This window comes from Alcaligenes sp. SMD-FA, from assembly GCF_025960365.1.
In the GTDB taxonomy this organism is placed as follows: domain Bacteria; phylum Pseudomonadota; class Gammaproteobacteria; order Burkholderiales; family Burkholderiaceae_B; genus Alcaligenes; species Alcaligenes aquatilis.
Window position 1 is genome coordinate 2891599 of sequence record NZ_CP110108.1, and the last position, 18308, is coordinate 2909906.

General features: G+C 56.8%; 17 protein-coding genes and 3 tRNA genes. 11 read left to right on the forward strand and 9 right to left on the reverse strand.

The window, feature by feature from the left end; genetic code table 11:
* Positions 1-11: 11 nt before the first annotated feature.
* The 4 genes from dnaK to hrcA all read right to left on the reverse strand — a co-directional run bounded on the left by dnaK (position 12) and on the right by hrcA (position 5001).
* Positions 12-1943: a molecular chaperone DnaK gene (gene dnaK, locus OKX01_RS13335; protein ID WP_264671847.1), complete on the reverse strand. Its 1932-nt coding sequence runs from the start codon at positions 1941-1943 to the stop codon at positions 12-14.
* A gap of 188 nt (positions 1944-2131) precedes the next feature.
* Complete coding sequence (gene grpE / locus OKX01_RS13340) at positions 2132-2722, reverse strand: nucleotide exchange factor GrpE (RefSeq protein ID WP_264671848.1); 591 nt, start codon at positions 2720-2722, stop codon at positions 2132-2134.
* Positions 2723-2838: 116 nt separating this feature from the next.
* Positions 2839-3924, reverse strand: a complete 1086-nt coding sequence (hemH, locus tag OKX01_RS13345; RefSeq protein ID WP_094197409.1) for a ferrochelatase — start codon at positions 3922-3924, stop codon at positions 2839-2841.
* Positions 3925-3987: 63 nt separating this feature from the next.
* Positions 3988-5001 carry a heat-inducible transcriptional repressor HrcA gene (gene hrcA, locus OKX01_RS13350; protein WP_094197410.1) on the reverse strand — a complete coding sequence of 338 codons (1014 nt, stop codon included), beginning with the start codon at positions 4999-5001 and terminating at the stop codon, positions 3988-3990.
* A 127-nt stretch (positions 5002-5128) separates the two neighbouring features.
* Here hrcA and OKX01_RS13355 point away from each other — a divergent pair, with 127 nt between their 5' ends.
* Both OKX01_RS13355 and recN read left to right on the forward strand, forming a co-directional pair.
* Positions 5129-6028 carry an NAD kinase gene (locus tag OKX01_RS13355; RefSeq protein ID WP_094197411.1) on the forward strand — a complete coding sequence of 300 codons (900 nt, stop codon included), beginning with the start codon at positions 5129-5131 and terminating at the stop codon, positions 6026-6028.
* Positions 6029-6034: 6 nt separating this feature from the next.
* The gene (gene recN, locus OKX01_RS13360; RefSeq protein ID WP_264671849.1) at positions 6035-7681 is read left to right on the forward strand and encodes a DNA repair protein RecN; all 1647 of its coding nucleotides are present in this window, start codon (positions 6035-6037) and stop codon (positions 7679-7681) included.
* A 178-nt stretch (positions 7682-7859) separates the two neighbouring features.
* On the opposite strand, the gene fur is transcribed toward recN, so the two are convergent.
* Positions 7860-8315 (reverse strand): ferric iron uptake transcriptional regulator, encoded by a 456-nt coding sequence (gene fur / locus OKX01_RS13365; protein WP_094197413.1) that lies wholly within the window; start codon positions 8313-8315, stop codon positions 7860-7862.
* A gap of 146 nt (positions 8316-8461) precedes the next feature.
* Here fur and OKX01_RS13370 point away from each other — a divergent pair, with 146 nt between their 5' ends.
* The 3 genes from OKX01_RS13370 to OKX01_RS13380 all read left to right on the forward strand — a co-directional run bounded on the left by OKX01_RS13370 (position 8462) and on the right by OKX01_RS13380 (position 10675).
* Positions 8462-8929 carry an outer membrane protein assembly factor BamE gene (locus tag OKX01_RS13370; protein ID WP_319802190.1) on the forward strand — a complete coding sequence of 156 codons (468 nt, stop codon included), beginning with the start codon at positions 8462-8464 and terminating at the stop codon, positions 8927-8929.
* Positions 8930-8954: 25 nt separating this feature from the next.
* Positions 8955-9746: a 4-hydroxy-tetrahydrodipicolinate reductase gene (gene dapB, locus OKX01_RS13375; RefSeq protein ID WP_094197415.1), complete on the forward strand. Its 792-nt coding sequence runs from the start codon at positions 8955-8957 to the stop codon at positions 9744-9746.
* Positions 9747-10003: 257 nt separating this feature from the next.
* Positions 10004-10675 carry a GntR family transcriptional regulator gene (locus tag OKX01_RS13380; protein WP_094197416.1) on the forward strand — a complete coding sequence of 224 codons (672 nt, stop codon included), beginning with the start codon at positions 10004-10006 and terminating at the stop codon, positions 10673-10675.
* Here OKX01_RS13380 and murB read toward each other — a convergent pair.
* Positions 10672-11682, reverse strand: coding sequence for a UDP-N-acetylmuramate dehydrogenase (gene murB, locus OKX01_RS13385; protein WP_264671850.1), 1011 nt, complete (start codon positions 11680-11682; stop codon positions 10672-10674). The two genes, OKX01_RS13380 and murB, sit on opposite strands and share 4 nt — an antisense overlap.
* Before the next feature lie 331 nt (positions 11683-12013).
* Here murB and OKX01_RS13390 point away from each other — a divergent pair.
* From OKX01_RS13390 to OKX01_RS13405, 4 genes are all read left to right on the forward strand, one after another.
* Positions 12014-12089 (forward strand) — tRNA-Gly (locus tag OKX01_RS13390).
* A gap of 42 nt (positions 12090-12131) precedes the next feature.
* Positions 12132-12205, forward strand: a tRNA-Cys gene (locus tag OKX01_RS13395).
* 37 nt (positions 12206-12242) lie between these two features.
* A tRNA-Gly gene (locus OKX01_RS13400) sits at positions 12243-12318 on the forward strand.
* A 226-nt stretch (positions 12319-12544) separates the two neighbouring features.
* Positions 12545-14488 (forward strand): tyrosine-type recombinase/integrase, encoded by a 1944-nt coding sequence (locus OKX01_RS13405; protein WP_264671851.1) that lies wholly within the window; start codon positions 12545-12547, stop codon positions 14486-14488.
* A 51-nt stretch (positions 14489-14539) separates the two neighbouring features.
* Here the strand turns inward: OKX01_RS13405 and OKX01_RS13410 are convergent, their stop codons facing one another.
* Positions 14540-15181, reverse strand: coding sequence for a substrate-binding domain-containing protein (locus OKX01_RS13410; protein WP_264671852.1), 642 nt, complete (start codon positions 15179-15181; stop codon positions 14540-14542).
* A gap of 104 nt (positions 15182-15285) precedes the next feature.
* On the opposite strand from OKX01_RS13410, the gene OKX01_RS13415 reads away from it, so the two are divergent.
* Complete coding sequence (locus OKX01_RS13415; protein WP_264671853.1) at positions 15286-15576, forward strand: helix-turn-helix domain-containing protein; 291 nt, start codon at positions 15286-15288, stop codon at positions 15574-15576.
* 20 nt (positions 15577-15596) lie between these two features.
* On the opposite strand, the gene OKX01_RS13420 is transcribed toward OKX01_RS13415, so the two are convergent.
* Positions 15597-16487: a LysR family transcriptional regulator gene (locus OKX01_RS13420; protein ID WP_264671854.1), complete on the reverse strand. Its 891-nt coding sequence runs from the start codon at positions 16485-16487 to the stop codon at positions 15597-15599.
* A 291-nt stretch (positions 16488-16778) separates the two neighbouring features.
* On the opposite strand from OKX01_RS13420, the gene tnpA reads away from it, so the two are divergent.
* The gene (tnpA, locus tag OKX01_RS13425; RefSeq protein WP_264671855.1) at positions 16779-17210 is read left to right on the forward strand and encodes an IS200/IS605 family transposase; all 432 of its coding nucleotides are present in this window, start codon (positions 16779-16781) and stop codon (positions 17208-17210) included.
* A gap of 228 nt (positions 17211-17438) precedes the next feature.
* On the opposite strand, the gene OKX01_RS13430 is transcribed toward tnpA, so the two are convergent.
* Positions 17439-18305 carry a universal stress protein gene (locus OKX01_RS13430; RefSeq protein ID WP_022580562.1) on the reverse strand — a complete coding sequence of 289 codons (867 nt, stop codon included), beginning with the start codon at positions 18303-18305 and terminating at the stop codon, positions 17439-17441.
* Positions 18306-18308: the final 3 nt, after the last annotated feature.

Sequence of the window (18308 nt, forward strand, 5' to 3'; positions counted from 1 at the left end):
CAGGCTCTCAATTACTGATCGCGTTTGACTTCTTTAAAGTCAGCGTCGACCACGTTCTCATCGGCGGGCTGCTGCTGCTGGGCTGCACCTTCAGCACCTTCTTGTGCTGCGGCTTGAGCCTGCATGTCAGCGTACATCTTCTCGCCCAGTTTCTGCGAGGCCACACCCAAAGCTTCCACCTTGGCGTCGATGGCTTCCTTATCGCCTTCTTTCAGAGTTTCCTCCAGATCAGCGATTGCCTTTTCGATCGCTTCTTTCTCTGCCGCTTCCAGCTTGTCGCCGTAGTCCGTCAAGGACTTGCGGGTCGAGTGAATCAAAGCTTCGGCCTGGTTGCGAGCAACGGCCAGTTCAGCGATGCGGTGGTCTTCAGCTGCGTTGACCTCGGCATCCTTGACCATACGCTCTATCTCCTCGTCGGACAAACCGGAGTTTGCCTTGATGGTGATCTTGTTCTCTTTGCCTGTGCCCTTGTCTTTGGCTGACACATGCAAGATACCGTTGGCGTCGATGTCGAACGTCACTTCAATCTGTGGCAGACCACGTGCTGCTGGTGGAATACCCTCCAGGTTGAATTCACCCAGAGCCTTGTTACCGGCAGCAATTTCACGCTCGCCCTGGAACACCTTGATGGTCACCGCAGGCTGGTTGTCGTCAGCCGTGGAGAACACTTGCGAATGACGCGTAGGGATCGTGGTGTTCTTCTGGATCATCTTGGTCATGACGCCACCCAGGGTTTCAATACCCAGGGACAGAGGAGTCACGTCCAGCAGCAGGACGTCAGTACGGTCGCCCGACAAGACGGAACCTTGAATCGCGGCACCAGCGGCCACAGCTTCATCCGGGTTGATGTCTTTACGTGGGTCACGGCCAAAGAACTCTTTAACGCGCTCTTGCACCTTGGGCATACGGCTCATGCCGCCGACCAGGATCACATCGTCGATTTCCGACACTTTCACGCCAGCATCCTTGATGGCAACGCGGCAAGGCTCGATCGTGCGTTCGATCAGGTCTTCAACCAGCGCTTCCAGCTTGGAGCGAGTGATCTTCAGGTTCAAGTGCTTGGGACCGGAAGCATCTGCCGTGATGTAAGGCAGGTTGATTTCGGTCTGCTGCGTAGAAGACAGCTCGATCTTGGCTTTTTCAGCGGATTCTTTCAGACGCTGCAAGGCCAACACATCTTTGGACAGATCAACGCCGCTTTCTTTCTTGAACTCGTCGATGATGTAGTCGATGATGCGCTTGTCAAAGTCCTCACCACCCAGGAAGGTGTCGCCGTTGGTGGAGAGCACTTCAAACTGCTTTTCACCGTCGATGTCGGCGATTTCGATGATGGACACGTCAAACGTACCGCCACCCAAGTCATACACCGCAATCTTGCGATCACCCTTTTCAGCCTTGTCCAGGCCGAAAGCCAAAGCCGCTGCGGTTGGCTCGTTGATGATGCGTTTGACATCCAGACCGGCAATGCGGCCTGCGTCCTTGGTTGCCTGACGCTGGCTGTCGTTAAAGTAAGCAGGCACGGTAATCACGGCCTCGGTTACTTCTTCGCCCAGATAGTCTTCGGCAGTTTTCTTCATTTTGCGCAAGATGTCGGCAGACACTTGCTGAGGTGCCATCTTCTTGCCCTGTGCTTCTACCCATGCGTCACCGTTATCAGCGGCAACAATGGTGTAAGGCACGTGTTCAATATCTGTCTGAACAGCCTTTTCAGTGAACTTACGACCGATCAAACGCTTGACCGCAAAAATGGTGTTGGCAGGGTTGGTCACAGCCTGACGTTTGGCAGGAGCGCCAACCAGGATTTCACCATCCTGCATGTAAGCCACGATGGAAGGGGTCGTACGACCACCTTCGGCATTTTCGATAATACGAACCTGGTCGCCGTCCAACACCGATACACAGCTATTGGTGGTTCCAAGGTCAATACCAATGATTTTGCCCATGATTTTTTACCTGACTAAAAGATTGATTGCGAAAGCAAATTATTTGATGAAATGCATATGGGGAACTGTGTACGCATTTCAAGAGCAACAGCCTTATTTTTTTCACTGTGCCTGCCAAAAATCCGGAAAAGAAGCTTGAAAGCGGGTTTAGCCCGGAAAGCCTGCTGGCACAGTCAGGCAAGCTCTGATTACTTGGGAGCTGACACCATCACCAAGGCGGGACGCAACACGCGATCCGAAATGGTGTAACCCTTTTGCAGCAGTTGGGCGACTGCGCCCTCTTCAAACTCCGAAGGCACGGCCGAGATAGCCTGATGCAGATGCGGATCAAACTTGTCGCCAGCTTGTGGAGCCACTTCTTTCAAGCTATTGCGTTCAAAAGCCTTGTTCAGTTGACGCAAGGTCGTCTCCACCCCTTCTTTCCAGGTTTCAGGGCTTTGCTCGCCCTGGGCCAGGGCTGCTTCCAGGCTATCACGCACCGGAATCAGGCTTTCGGCAAAGGACTCGGTGCCGAACTTACGGGCTTTAGCAACATCATCATCCGCACGACGACGGATGTTTTCCACTTCAGCTTTGGCACGCAGCAACTGGTCGTAATACTGCGACACTTTCTCCTGGGCATGGGCCAATTCGGTCGCCAGATCAGCCGAACACTCTTCAGGCTGCTGGGCCAAAATCTCTGGCTGGTCTTGCTCGACGGTGCCCGTTTGCGCCTGCTCAGGCGTGTTTTCCGTCACTTCCCCGTCCAGAGGCTTATTGGGATCGGCGTGTGTAGCCATTCGATTTTTCTCCACTACAGAATTCGTTGATCGCATAAAAATGGGGGCATCTGCCCCCAGTTCAAGACCTGCTTTCGTATTTTGCTCGCTCGGCCCGTTAAAACCTTCCCTGGCCACTACTGGGCTGACACCAGACGGCTGGGCAACCAGCCTCCCAAATGCTGCACAGCCAGCCGTCCCAGACCTTCGATCCATTGCGGGTCGTCATTCAGGCAAGGAATGTAATGGAACTCGCGACCACCCTCTTCCAAAAAGGCGTCGCGACACTCCACCTGAATCTCCTCCAGGGTTTCCAGGCAATCTGCCAAGAAACCGGGGCAAACGGCATCGACACGTCCTACTCCCTGCTTACCCCACTCACGCAAGGTAGGCTCGGTGTACGGCTCCAGCCAGCGCTGCGCACCAAAGCGACTTTGAAAAGCCATGTGGACCTCTACAGCAGGCTCATCAAGCGCCGCACGCAAGGCATTGGCCGTTTCACGGCAATCGCGATAATAAGGGTCGCCCAGTTCCACGCAGCGGCGTGGCAAACCGTGAAAACTCAACAACAAACGCTCTGGCTTGCCATGTTCATCCCAATAACGACGAATCAGCGCTGCCAAGGAACCAATGTAATCCGGGTGCGTGTGATAGCGCTTGAGAAAACGCAGCTCTGGCTGATTGCGCTGTTTGCCCAGATGCGCCGCGACACAATCGACCGCTGTCGCGGTCGTGCTGGCTGCATATTGTGGATAGAGGGGCAAACTCAAAATCCGCTCGCAACCTGCAGCTTTCAATTTATCCAGTCCGCTGGCAATGGACGGGTTGCCATAACGCATCCCCAGTTCCACCTTTACATCGTGGCCCTGCGAGTGCAACAACTTTTGTAAACCATCGGCCTGGGCCTGGCTATAGACCAGCAAGGGGGCGCCCTGCGGCAACCAGATGTCCTTGTAACGCGGCGCCAGCTTGCTGGGACGGCGGGGCAAAATGAATAGGCGCAAAATAATCTGCCAGACCGGCTGCGGGATTTCAATTACCCGAGGATCAGACAGAAACTCGCCCAGATAACGGCGAATGGATGCCGCATCGGGCTGATCCGGCGTACCCAGATTGACCAGCAAGATACCGACCGGCCCAGCCTGGCGTACCGGAGCCTGGTCATTGAACATATCGGCGTCCTGCTCTTCGGGCAAATAAGGAGAAGCAAACAACTTGGGCATGATGATTAATACCTTAGACAGCCAGCAAACCTTCCGCCTGCCAACAGGTTGAAGATCTATCCATTAACTGGCCGAGTGATGGCTCAGGGCATTGGACAATAGCCGAGCCGTAATGTCCACGATCGGAATCACACGATCATACGCCATCCGCGATGGCCCGATCACACCCAGCGTACCCACGACTTTGCCGTCCACTCCATACGGGGCGGTAATCACAGAGACATCATCCAGCGGCAGGAGCTGGGAGTCTCCGCCGATATAAATCTGCACCCCTTCAGCCTGGCTGGACACATCCAGCAGATGCAGCAGATCGGTTTTTTTCTCGAACAGGGAAAACAGACGGCGCAAACGATCCATGTCCGCCACCATTTCCGAGACATTTAACAACTTGCTCTCGCCAGCGATCACCACGGCCTCCTCACTGTCAGGCTGATGGCTGCCTACATCCACCGCTTGCTGCATCAGGCGCGAAATGTCCGCCTGCAAAGAGCTAAGCTCCTGCGACAAGGCCAGCTTGACCGACTCAAAAGACAGGCCAGAGAAATGCTGATTGAAAAAGTTGCTGGCCTCAACCAGCTCCTGCTCCAGGTAATCACGCGGCACAAACAGGATACGGTTTTGCACATCGCCATCTGGTGTGACGATAATCAGCAACACTCGCTTGTCGGACAGGCGAATAAACTCAATTTGCCGGAAGGTCTGCGCTTTTTTCGGTGCCAGCACCACGCCAGCAAACTGCGACAGATTCGACAGCAAGGCAGCGGCGGAACTGACCGCCCGGTTGGGTTCATCAAAAGGCAGATACTGGCTAAGGTTGCGAGCATCAGGCCGCTCGAAACGCTCTGCCGCTAATAGACGATCCACAAACAAGCGGTAACCCTTGGGCGTGGGAATACGCCCCGCCGAGGTGTGCGGGCTGTGAATCAGTCCCAAGCCTTCCAACTCGGCCATCACATTTCGAATGGTGGCCGGAGAAAAATCAAAAACGGTCGATAAGGTACGAGACCCTACCGGCTGACCATCGGCGATGTAACGCTCGATCAGCACCTTCAACAAGGCATTTGCTCTGTCATCCATGTCGCGTACGTCACTTAAAAACACCAGCACTGCATGATAAAGGGGAGAATCTTACAGCCAAGCCTAGAGTGGCAACTCTATAATCCACTGATCGCCATTATTTCATTAATCTTAAGGTTTTCGCCCCATGCATTTCAAAACGGTTGCCATTGTTGGCAGATACCAGGACTCCGGCTTGGATGCGCCCATCCGATCGCTGGCCAATACCCTGGTCAGCACTGGTTGCTCGGTATTGCTTGAGGCCACAACCGCCCAGAATGCCGGTATTACCGAATTTCCCATCGGCGATTATGCCCAAATTGGCGAGCACGCCGATCTGGCTATCGTGATGGGCGGCGACGGCACCATGATAGGCGCGGCTCGCGAATTAGCACACAGTAAAGTCCCCCTGATCGGAATCAACCATGGTCGCCTGGGCTTTATTACCGATATTCCCTTGAATGACGCCAACGACGCCTTGCTGAGCGTTCTCAAAGGCGAGTATGACGTTGAAGAGCGCTCCATGCTGGAAGGCCGCGTCGTGCGCGACGGACAAGTGCTGTATTCAGGCGTGGCCCTGAACGATGTGGTCATCAACCGCGCTGGCCGTGGCGGCATGATCGAGCTGCGCGTAGAACTGGATGGTGTATTCATGTATCGCCAGCGCTCGGACGGCCTGATCATCTCCACTCCCACCGGCTCGACCGCCTATGCCCTGGCCGCCAGCGGCCCCTTGCTGCACCCGTCCCTGAAAGCCTTTTTGCTGGTGCCTGTCGCGCCGCAAACCCTGTCTAACCGGCCCATCGTGCTACCCGACACAGGTACCTTGAACTTGACCATTACGGCACTGGGCCGGGTGGAATCGGGTGGTAGTGTGCACTTTGACATGCAAACCTGGTCCGACTGTCAGCAGGGAGACCGCATTGATGTGCGTCGCTCCCAGGACACCATTCGCTTTATCCATCCCAAGGGCTACAGCTTTTTTTCCACTCTGCGCCAAAAACTGGGCTGGAATCACATCCCTTTGCCTAACGACGAAAACGAATAAACCTCTATGCTCCGTACCCTGCACGTTCGAGACTTTGTCATCGTGGATCAAGCCACGATTGATTTCGACACCGGCTTCACGGTCTTTTCCGGGGAGACCGGCGCTGGCAAATCCATCCTGATTGACGCGCTCTCCCTGGTTCTGGGAGCACGCGGCGATGCCAAAGCCATACGCGAAGGCTGCACACGCACTGAAGTCAGCGCACACTTCGATTGCGAACAAGACATTCAGCGCTGGCTGAGCGAGCGTGACTTCGATGTTTCGGACGAGTTGATCTTGCGTCGTCTGATTGACCTGCAAGGGCGCAACCGCAGCTACATCAACGGCAGCGCAGCAACCTTGACCCAGTTGCGTGAGCTGGGCGAATTGCTGGTGGATATTCACGGCCAGCACGCACATCAAAGCCTGATGAATCCTCAAAGTCAGTACGATCTGCTCGATAGCCAAGGCGGCCATTTGCCACTGGCGCGTCAAGTGGCACAATCCTGGCAGCAATTGAGCCAGGCGCGCAAAGCCGTCGAACAAGCCAGCCAAAGTGCGGAACAAGGCAAGCGCGATCAAGAGCGCCTGGAATGGCAGATCAATGAGCTCTCCAGCCTGAATCTGCGCGCTGGGGAATGGGACCAGCTACAACAAGAACACACCCGTCTGTCTCATGCTCAAGCCCTGATTGATGGCAGTGCGCTGGCCCTGACCGCTCTGGATGGCGAGGAAACCTCGGTACAGCAACTGCTGGGCAAGGCCAGCCACGAAATGAGCGCCCTATTGCGCCATGACCCTGGCCTGCAAGCGATTGTGGATGCGCTGGAGTCGGCACAAATTGCCGTCACCGAAGCGGCTTCGGATCTGAACAGCTACTTAAGCGATATGGAGCTGGACCCCGAGCGCCTGGCTCAAGCAGAGGAGCGGGTGTCAGCCATTTTCAGTGCCGCGCGCAAACTGAAAGTGGAGCCCGAGGAATTACCCAGTCTGCTGGACTCCTGGCAGGAGCAGCTCGCACAGTTACAGCAATCTTTTGATTTGGAGGCCTTGCAAGCCAAGGCCCAGCACGCGCAGAAGCAGTATCAGGAGCTTAGCGGCAAGCTCAGTGCGGCAAGACGCAAAACCAGTGTGCAGCTTGGCAAACAAGTCAGCCAGGCCATGCAGTCCATGGCCATGCAAGGCGGCCGTTTCGAGGTCGCCCTGACCGCCTGCGAACCTCAAGTCCACGGTGTCGAGCACGTGGAGTTCCTGGTTGCAGGTCACGAAGGCGTCACACCGCGTCCACTGGCCAAAGTGGCCTCTGGTGGTGAGTTGGCTCGAATCTCCCTGGCGCTGTCTGTTATCGCCAGTCAAGCGGCTCGTGTACCTACCTTGATTTTTGATGAAGTCGATACCGGTGTGGGTGGCGCAGTGGCCGAAGTGGTAGGACGTCTACTGCAAGAGCTGGGCGCACGCCATCAGGTTCTGTGCGTGACCCACCTGCCCCAGGTGGCTGCCTGTGGGAACCATCATCTGAAAGTCGAGAAAACGACCGAACAAGGCCAGACTTTTTCCTCGATCCGCCCCTTGACGCAAGATGAACGGGTAGATGAGATTGCCCGTATGCTGGGTGGTCTGAAAATTACGCAAACCACGCGTGAACATGCACGGGAAATGCTGGCGCGACAGTAAAGCCGCTTTTGAAACGCAAACCAAACCACCAGCGCCGCAGCAACTGGTGGTTTTTTCATGTCCGGCTGTGATGCCCTATGGCCTGAATCTGACTGTTCTTTGAATTTTCAGAATGCCGTCCTGGCTATCCTGCCCCCCAATCGTCAGATCCTGGGCCTGCGGGCCAGCTACAACAGAATTAACTACGCAAACCGGGCTTGGCCTGCTTGCCCGCTTCCGAACATTTGGGGCAAATACCATACAACAGCATCGTATGGCTCTCCAGCACAAAACCGTGATCCTGTGCGACCTGATGCTGACGGGCTTCGATATTGCTGTCGGTAAACTCTTCGACAACGCCACAATTGGTGCAAATCAGGTGATCGTGGTGATCGCCATCATTCAGTTCAAAGACGGCCTTGCCGCCGTCAAACTGGCTACGCACCAAAATGCCGGCTTGTTCAAACTGGGTCAGCACACGGTATACCGTGGCCAAACCAATATCGACCTCTTCAGCAATGAGCAAACGGTATACGTCTTCAGCGCTCAGGTGTCGTTGGCCGTCCTGATCGGAGCGGCGAAAAATATCCAGAATCTTCAGGCGTGGAAACGTCGCCTTAAGCCCCATGTTCTTCAGTTCATTTTGATCGTTCATGGCTAAATTATCGCATCTTGATGGGGATGGATCTCAAGTCCGTTCTGATTGAAAACCAGCTCGTCTTGAGGCGGTTCAACGCGCAATTCATGCGCTTTTTCCTAAACCCTTATATGATAACGATTTTATTCCTACTGGGGCATTTCGTGCAGAAGAAGGCCAATTCATTCACTCCTGTCATCCGCGCCATACTCGCAGCCAGCTTGGCTGCCGCCGCCCTGAGCGCCTGCGGATCCTCCAAATGGGGCTTCCCATACCGCGCAGACATTCAGCAGGGGAACTGGATCACTGCCGAGCAAGTGGCCCGCCTGCAACCGGGGATGACTCGCGAACAGGTACGTTATCTGCTGGGCTCACCGACCTTGCAAGACATTTTCCACGCTGACCGTTGGGACTATCCTTACCTGAACCGACCTGGCTACGGCAAGATCGAGCAGCGCACGTTCACCGTCTGGTTTGAAGGCGACACCCTGGTTCGCTGGCAAGGCGACGAACAGCCTGATCGCCAACCATTCGAGCGCAGCGATACCGGCAAGAAACAAACGCCGCCTCCCGCTGACGCCGAAAATACGGCCCCCACGCCCAGCGTGACCGGCAACCAGCCCACGCTTTAAGCTTTACGTTAAGGACACTGGATACATGCGCATTGCCATTGCTGGCGCAGACGGCCGTATGGGCCGTATGCTGATTGAAGCTGTTTTGAACAGTACCGACCTGACACTGGCCGCCGCCTTGGACCACAGCGGCTCCAAAGCCATCGGCCAGGATGCAGGAGCTTTTCTGGGTAAAGACACGGGAATCAAGATCACGGACGATCTGAACGCCCTGGCCCAAGCCGACTGCCTGATTGACTTCACCCGCCCTGAAGGCACCCTGGCCCATCTGGATGCCTGCGTCCAACACGGCACCCGTCTGGTGATTGGCACCACCGGCTTTTCTGAAGCAGAGAAACAACAGATCCAAGCCGCTGGCCGCGAGATTGCCATTGTCTTCGCCCCGAACATGAGCGTGGGCGTCAATGCAACCTTGAAACTGATTGAAATGGCCGCTGCCTTGTTGAACCAGGGCTTCGATGCCGAGGTATTTGAAGCCCACCATCGCAACAAGGTGGATGCACCCTCGGGCACCGCCTTGGCCATGGGTGAAGTCATCGCCCAGACCTGGGGCGAATCCCTGAACGATGTAGCCGACTGGGCCCGTCACGGACATACCGGGGCGCGTCAGGATGGCCGCATTGGTTTTTCCGTTGTCCGTGGTGGCGACATTGTGGGCGACCACACCGTGTTTTTCTGCGGTGAAGGCGAGCGCATCGAAATTTCGCATCGCTCCAGCAGCCGTGCCGGTTATGCCAATGGCAGCCTGCGTGCCGCCCGTTTCCTGGGCGATAAAAGCACCGGCCTGTACACCATGCGGGACGTACTGGGCCTGTAAGTTCCTGACTTGCAGACACTCTGATAAAAAGCCGGCTTTCGAGCCGGTTTTTTTACGCCGCGCAACATCAAGCCATTGGGCCTTCTTTTTCGCTTATTGGCGACCCACTACTTCAACCATTTATTTTATTGTTTGGACTGCAGCAGAGATTTCATCTTGAATATCAGTACATATGCAATAAGAAATACCGAATACAATCAGAGCCACCCCTACAAAATCAGCCATGAAGCTACATTACGCACCCACGGAGACGCTACATGAGTATTCCCTCCTCCTCTGCTGACACGTTGCTGGCTACCCAAGCCTTCCAGGCATTTCGTCATTTATTGGCGACCGGGCAGGTACGCGCGGGGCAGATGGTGTCGATGGCGGAGCTGATGAAACTGAGCGACTTTCCACTGGCTCCGGTGCGCGAGGCCGTCAAGCGGGCGGCGGCGGCCGGGCTGGTCTCTATCTTGCCCAAGCGCGGCGTTCTGGTTTTGGAGGCAACCACGGAAGCCCTACGGGAATGTTTTCAGTTGCGCTGTGTCTTCGATCAGGAAGGGGCCAGGATATTGGCAAGCCGTGCCACGCAGCCCGCACTGGAGAGCTTGCGGGAACAACACCAGAACATCCTGGAGCAGGCGCAAAGCGGCCTTGTCACCACCGCCTTGCAGATTCAGGCCATGGAAGTGGACTGGGCCTTGCACCGCTATCTGGCACAAGCGTTGCAGAACCGCTCGGCCATGACGATTTACGAAGAAAATTGTGATCGCATCAATGTGCTGCAGCACTCGCGACGGCCTTTGCCCGAGCGCATCGTACCCGCCATGAAGGAACATTTGCACATTCTGGACACGCTGCAGGCGGGCAAACCCGAAGCGGCCATGGAAGCGGTACGCCACCATCTGGCACAAACGCTGCGATGGTGGGGCGCGGTAGACGCTTAATTCACCATAACGGGCTCTTGTTCCAGCTCCACGCCAAAGCGTTCCCGAACAGAGCCACGAATTGCTTGGGCCAAGTGTTCAATATCATGCGCGGTCCCGCCGCCATGATTTACCAGCACCAAAGCCTGACGGTCGTGTACACCCACCGCGCCATCGCGCTTGCCTTTCCAGCCACACTGGTCAATCAACCAGCCTGCCGCTAACTTGCATTGGCCTTGCCCAAGGTCATAAGAGACCAGATTGGGCCATTGCTGCTTCAAGGCATCACGCTGCTCGGTCTGCACCACGGGATTCTTGAAGAAACTGCCCGCATTACCCAGGACGCGGGGATCAGGCAATTTTTGACGACGAATCTTGCAGACCGCATCAAAAATGCGTTGAGGGTCTGGCTCCCCCGCCAAATGAGCTTGTTTATTCAGATCGGGATACGCCAGCACCGGTGTCCATTGACGTGGTAAGGCAAAACGCACCGCCAGAATCAACCAGCTACCAGCCGGATCATGCTTGAAGCGGCTGTCTCTATACGCAAAGCCACACTCGGTCGCAGACAGTTCCACCTCTTTGCCTTCTTTAAAGCTCCAGGCCAGCACGCTGTGCACCCGCTGCTCCAGTTCCAGGCCATAAGCACCAATGTTCTGAACCGGAGCCGCACCCACCGTACCAGGAATCAACGCCAGGTTCTCCAAACCAGGCCAGCCCAGATTCAAGCAATGCTGAACAAAATCATGCCAGCACTCGCCCGCCTGCGCCTCCACAACATAGACATCGTCCCGCTCTTGCAGCAGACAGATCCCTTTGCTTTCCACCTTGATCACCAGGGCATCCACGTGCTCGGCCAGCACCACATTGCTGCCACCGCCCAGCACAAAGATACGCTCGCCCTGCTCCACCAGCGCTTGCAAGGCAGGTAGCTGGGTAACATTGTCATACACCACCAGGTCGCGCGCGCGGCTATCCAAACCCAAGGTATTAAAAGAGCTCAAATCCACATTACGCTGCCTGTCCACGGCCCTGTCTCACAATCAAAGAAAGCAGTAAGCATAGCTCGGACGGCCTATTTTCCGGAAAAATTTACAGAATCTATTGACAAGCATATTTCCTGCGGTCTATAGTTACGTTCTTGCTTAGCGCAGCGTTGGTTTCGCAGCAAAAAGCAGTTTATAGGCAGGCTAGTTTGTTAGGCAGTGCAGATAAAAAGCGTAAGCGATAAAAAGCATAAGCAAAATATCAAAAACTCTTGACAAACAAAGATAGCCACTCTAAACTAGCTTTCTTTACTTAATAAGCAAAAGCTAATAAGTAAATCGCTGAAAACAGATTCAATCTGCACAGCAAAATGCGGGAGTAGCTCAGTTGGTAGAGCGCAACCTTGCCAAGGTTGAGGTCGCGAGTTCGAGACTCGTCTCCCGCTCCAGATTCCTAAGGGAAGCCTAGGCTTCCCTTTTTAATCGACCACGGCGCAATGGCAGAGTGGTTATGCAGCGGATTGCAAATCCGTCTAGGTCGGTTCGATTCCGGCTTGCGCCTCCAGTAATGCTGGTCACAAGTCGGTAGTGCAGTAAAAAATGCGGGAGTAGCTCAGTTGGTAGAGCGCAACCTTGCCAAGGTTGAGGTCGCGAGTTCGAGACTCGTCTCCCGCTCCAATATATGATCTACAGACTTCCACTGGCGTCTGTAAGTCGTTGAAAAAAGGAGCTTCGGCTCCTTTTTTCATTCCAGCGAGTGCCACGGAAATCCACTCACAGCCAGCATTTTTGAGGCGCCAATTGAGGCACAAGAATGCGGGTGGGTCGGCTACCGGATAGTTGCTGGGGCTGAGCGGGAACCATGACGAGCATAGGGCCTAAGTCATAACTTAGGAGCCTCGAAATGGCACTCTCTGATCTGACCGTCCGCCAGGCAAGGACTACCGGCAAACGCTATACCCTCTCTGACAACGACTGCCTGAGCCTGATGGTCTCTGCCGCAGGCGGCAAGTCGTGGATGTTCCGCTACTACTGGCTGGGCAAGCAGAAGCGCATGTCCCTGGGCGGCTATCCCGCCCTCAGCCTGCGCGAGGCCCGCACCGAGCGGGACAAGGCCCAAGCCCTGCTCGCCAAGGGGATCGATCCCCAAATCGAACGTGACCAGCGCCGGCACGCGGCCAAACTGGCAGGCGAATACACCTTCAAGAACGTTTTCGATGCTTGGGTCGAGCATCGCCGAAAGGAACTCAAGGAAGGCCGCCAGAGCACGCTGTCGCAGATCCTGCGCATCTTCAACAAGGACGTGCTGCCCGCCTTGGGGAAAATGTCGATCTACGACATTCGCCGCCCCCAGCTCCTGGGGGTTCTGGCGGTGATCGAGAAACGCAAGGCATTCACCACCGCCGAGAAGGTCCGCACCTGGTTCAATCAGATGTTTCGCTATGCCTTGGTCGTTGCCGAGGGGTTGGAGGTCAACCCGGCTGCCGACCTGGACGTGGTGGCGGAACCCAAGCCTCCGGTGACCCACAACCCCTACCTGCACCTGCCCGATATGCCCGAGTTCCTTCAGAAGCTCCGGCTCTACACTCCCCGCGGCTGGCAGACCCAGCTTGGCGTGCGGCTGCTGTTCTTGACCGGGGTGCGCACCGGCGAGTTGCGGTTGGCGGAACCGGAGCAGTTCGACCTCGCCCGGGGTTTGTGGATTATTCCGCCGCAAATCGTCAAGCAGCTTCAAGATGAGATGCGCAAGGCTGGCAAACGTCCGCAAGACGTGCCGCCCTACATCGTGCCGCTGTCCTTGCAGGCCATCGAGGTCGTGCGCTATCTACTTGGCGTGATGCGACCGGCGCAGAAGTACCTGCTGGCTCATACCAGCGATCTCAAGAAGCGCATCAGCGAGAACACCCTCAACAAGGCCTTGCAGCTCATGGGCTACGAGGGGCGCCTGACCGGCCACGGCATCCGCGGCACCATCTCGACGGCGCTCAACGAGATCGGCTATCCGAAGATTTGGGTGGACGCGCAGCTTTCGCACTCCGACCCGAACAAGGTCAGCTCGGCCTACAACCACGCCAAGTACGTGGAGCCGCGGCGCCGCATGATGCAGGACTGGGCAGACCGTCTCGACCTGCTCGAACAGGGTGAAGTGGAAGCCGCGAGCGCGCACCTGACCATCCGCATCGACGGGGTGCCGGCGATGGCGGAAGTGGAGGAAGCGCTGGGTGCGGCCCCCACGGCGGCCGAGCCCGCTGTCACCGGCGTGCCACCCGTGGTGGCCACGCCCATCGTCGTGACCCCGAACAGCGGCGGAATCACGTTCCAGCGGCTGTCGCAGGTGCCGCCGGCTCCGGTGCATGCCCCGGAGCCGGAAGTGTCCGCCATCCAGCGCGAGCGTGAGGAGATGCTGGCCATCTACGAGTCGCCGAACAATCTGCCCGTCCCGTTGTTCGGCAAGCTGGCCGGGAAGTCCAAGGACCAGATCAACCGCGAGCTGAAAGCAGGCAAGCTGCTGTCCATCAGCCTGGGCAACCGGGGGCAGCGGGTTCCCGACTGGCAACTGGTGCCGCTCAAGCACAAGCTGGCCCAGGTGCTCATGAACCAGTGCCCGCACGCAGATTCGTGGGACCTGTACCGCATGCTGACCCAGCCACACCCCGACCTGGGGGATCGTGCGGCCATCGATGCGGTCACGCCGACCAACGTGCCCGCGATCATCCGGGTCATCATGGGCGGCTACCAGCGCCATGAGGATGCGCCCGAGGCCATTGCCATGCGGCCCATCCCCGAAGATGTGCGGCTGAGCGTCCGTCGGCTGGTAGATAGCGCAGTAGTGCTTGAGGGGGCCTAACCCCATTTCGACCTATAGCCGGGGGCCATGACCCCGGCCGTAGGGGCGCCACTACGTGGCGCCAGTCCCGGTGACTTGCATCGCTCTGCGCTCGAACCGCTCCGCAACGGGTTCGGCTTGCGCGTGGGGCCGCTGCAGGTAGGTCACGATTTCATAGGGGCCGTCGGCGAGCGGTCGCATGGTGATTCCCCATCCATGGGCACGCTCGATGCGCGATCGCGCAGATACCCCGATGCCGTAGCCCGCTGCAACCCATAGCGCCAGCATCTCGAAAGAAACCACCCGCCGGATGCTCTCCTGGTCTGCTGGCATGAGGGAGGCCAGCCTCTCATTCAGAAGCGGACAGGCCTCTGCCTGCCAGCGATAGACGGGATAGTCCTGGAGATCGGCGATGGTGAGCTTCGCCTGGTCGACCAAGCGGGACCGAGGCGGAATGGCGACGGCCATGGTCTCCGTCCACAAGAGCTGCGTTTTGAGAGCCGGGTCGCGATCCCCCTGAAGCGACATTCCGACGTCGTAGCGGCCTTCAAGAAGCCCATCAAGCAGGACGTCCCCTGCAACCTCGAAGAACGAGAGGGTGACGTCTGGCTCTTCCGCGCGCTGTCGCGCGAGAAGCGCCGAAAGGTGTGATGACGGTACGCCCGGTGCTACGGCAAGTCTGATACGGGGGGGCGGACTGGTGGCATCGTGCATAAAAGTCCCCACGGAGAGTGTCGATTGCGAAGACAACGCGACATGATACTCATGAGTTAAATTTAACGTGGTTAAATTTTTGTGCCTGATCGACGCTTCTGCTAATGCAGAAGCGTACTGTTCAACGAGGGCGTCCTCCGGGTGCAACCAGATTTGAGGCCGAGCCAGCCCTGGCTTTCGGCAAGGCCGTGCGTACGTTTCGTGTGGATCAGGGTATTGCGCAGGAGGAGTTGGCCGCGCGGGCCGGGATTGAGCGTTCACATATGGGCAAGATCGAGCGAGGGGAACACTTGCCCTCGCTGGCCGTAATCTTGAAAGTTGCCGCAGCGCTCAAAATGAGCGGCACCGAACTGATGACTGCAACGGAACGCAATCTGCATGCCGATGCAGGCTGACGCCCCATCGGAAAGGGCTTCTATCCGTCCACCTGCGAACGCAGGCGAGCAATGAAGCGCTCCAACGGAGGGCACGGCGTGTCTCTTCGAGGCCGGAGTAGGTAGGTGGTAATCACGGCCGAATCTACGGCCAAAGGACGAGCAACGACATCGGCGCGCCGGCTGACCGCAAGTCTGGCGGCTGTGGTGAAGCCGAGACCGTATCCAGCCCCGACCAGTGTGAGCATCATGTCCAACGAGGATGCGTGTCCGACGATATTTGGTTCTCTCTCCAGTGGTCGCAGCAACCTTGATAGCTCGCGGCAGTAACCTTCACACACCCGAGGGTCACACAAGACCAGGGGGTGATCCCCGATCTCCTGAAGTGGAACCTCCTTGTGGGCAAGCAACTCGTGCCTGGCCGGAACAGCAATTACCAAGGGGTCTCGCCAGATGGGGTCGGCAACAATATCATTCTCGACATCAGCTGTATGTGCAAATCCAATAGTGAAATCGCCAGACCGCAGTCCGCGTATCTGTTCAGCCAATGGAACCTCAGAAAGCCGTATTTCAATCTCTGGCTCTTCCTCTCGGCAGTCCGCGAGGAACGCAGACAGGCGCTGGTCTACGGTGCCGTCTGATATAGCAATCCGCAGACTACCATTGAGGCCCGCCGCGACAGCTTTGACGTTTTCTCTGGCCTGATCCAGAACAGTGAAAAGCCTTCGAACATCCTGCAAGAACACAGTGCCCGCTGGAGTCAGACGCGTTCCTCGCCGATCACGATCAAAAAGCAATGTTCCCAGTTCGTCTTCAAGTTCCTTGATGGTGCGGGACAGTGGTGGCTGTTCAATGTGTAATCGCTCTGCAGCGCGTGTGAAGTGCAATTCTTCGGCTAATGCAACAAAACAGCGAAGGTGCCGCAATTCCATGAGCAGTTCTCCTCAATCCTATTCAGGTTCCATGGCGCATCGCATTCGGAATGCGCGGCGAAAGAAGTGAAAATCCTCCCCTATCCTGCTTGAGCCCAAAGAACATTTCAGCAGTTGGAATGAACGTCGCAACCGCGACCCGTCAAACACTCACACTCCAACATCCGCTAAACCAACCAGAGAGTTCCCCCGGCTCTGCCGGGGAGGCAGTAGAAGTTTGACGTTTACAGGGGTCCATCGGGGGAAACTCCAACTCGTGAGCCGCCAAGCACACGAGAGGAGAATCCACCGATGGACGACTACGAGAGCTTAAACCACACGCAATGGGAGTGCCTGTACCACGTGGTGTTCATACCGAAGTGTCGACGCCGCACCTTGTACGTGGAGCTTCGGAAGTACCTGGGAGAAGTGTTCCGTCGGCTGGCGGAACAGAAGGAGAGCCGGGTCGAGGAAGGCCATTTAATGCCGGATCATGTGCACATGATGCTGCGGATTCCGCCGAAGTATGCGGTGTCGCAGGTGGTGGGTTACATCAAGGGCAAGAGCGCTATCCACCTGGCGCGAGTGTATGGAGAGCGCAAGCGCAGCTTTGTTGGGCAGAGTTTTTGGGCGCGGGGATATTTCGTCTCGACCGTAGGCCGGGACGAACAGGTGATCCGGGCGTACATCCGCAACCAAGAGGCAGAAGATCGGCGATTGGAGCAGTTGCAGTTGCTGAGGTAGGCAGGCCACCGCAGGGTGGCCCATACAGAGGGGCCGCGTTAGCGACCCCGCCCAAGCCGCTTTGAGCAGCTCACAAAACTAAAGCCCCCGGCTTTGCCGGGGGATACTTACTGGCTCGTGGTCATCCGACGTTCACTATGTAATTGCTGGCTTTAAGCCAATGGTGGAACGGCGGGTTGATTTAATGCCTTTCACACTCACAGCATTCATCGTATTTGGCGTTCCGTGCTATCTCAGCAATAAGGTGGGAATTGTTGAGGCTTTTAAAAGCTCGGTTGTCTTGCTGCCAACCACCAAACTGCGCAGTGGCGAATGCCCGAATGCCCCCATGATCAACATATCAATGGCCTGCTCTTGTATTGTCCGAACAATGACTTCCTGCGCCTCACCTGGCGTCATAGAAGACGTCACCTCGAAGCCCGCCACCTCCAAGGCGCCCCTGGCCCACTCCAGTGACTTGGATGCATCTTTGCGTTGCGTGCCTGACATCAGCAACAGAATGGGCAAGCCGCGAAACAATGGACTGCCCGCCACCATTTCAACTCCGCGCCGCGTGACGACACCGCCGTCAAAAGCGATCATCACTCGCTGGGGTGCCTTGAAATCTTCGGTCACGGTCAGGATAGGCCGATTCAGCGCGCGAACCATGTGCTCCACATGGTGCCCCAATTCACTACGCTGCGATGTGGCCGCGTCGGCGCCGCGCCGGCCCAGTACCAGTAGTCGTACGCCCTTCGCCTGCTCTACGACAGTTTCTTCCAAATCGCCGTGACGCTGGCGCACATCGACATCGGTGGCCCCGATGGCCATCGCCCGCTCACGCAGCCGATTTAGGAACAAGCGGCCTTGTTCCCGTGCGCTCTTGGCGCGGGTTTCATCCTCTGCTGACAGTTTGGCCAGCAGACTTTCCTGGGCGTCGATACCGATCGCACCGCTGCGGTCATCGCCCATTCCTCGCTCTGGGTGGCTGTCGATGACATGCAAAAACTCCAGGGGCGCATTCATACGGTGTGCCGCCCATGCCGCGCAGTCAGCCACATAGTCCGCATACCTGGATTGATCGACGCAGGCCAGCACCTTGTTCTCGTTCTTCATGAT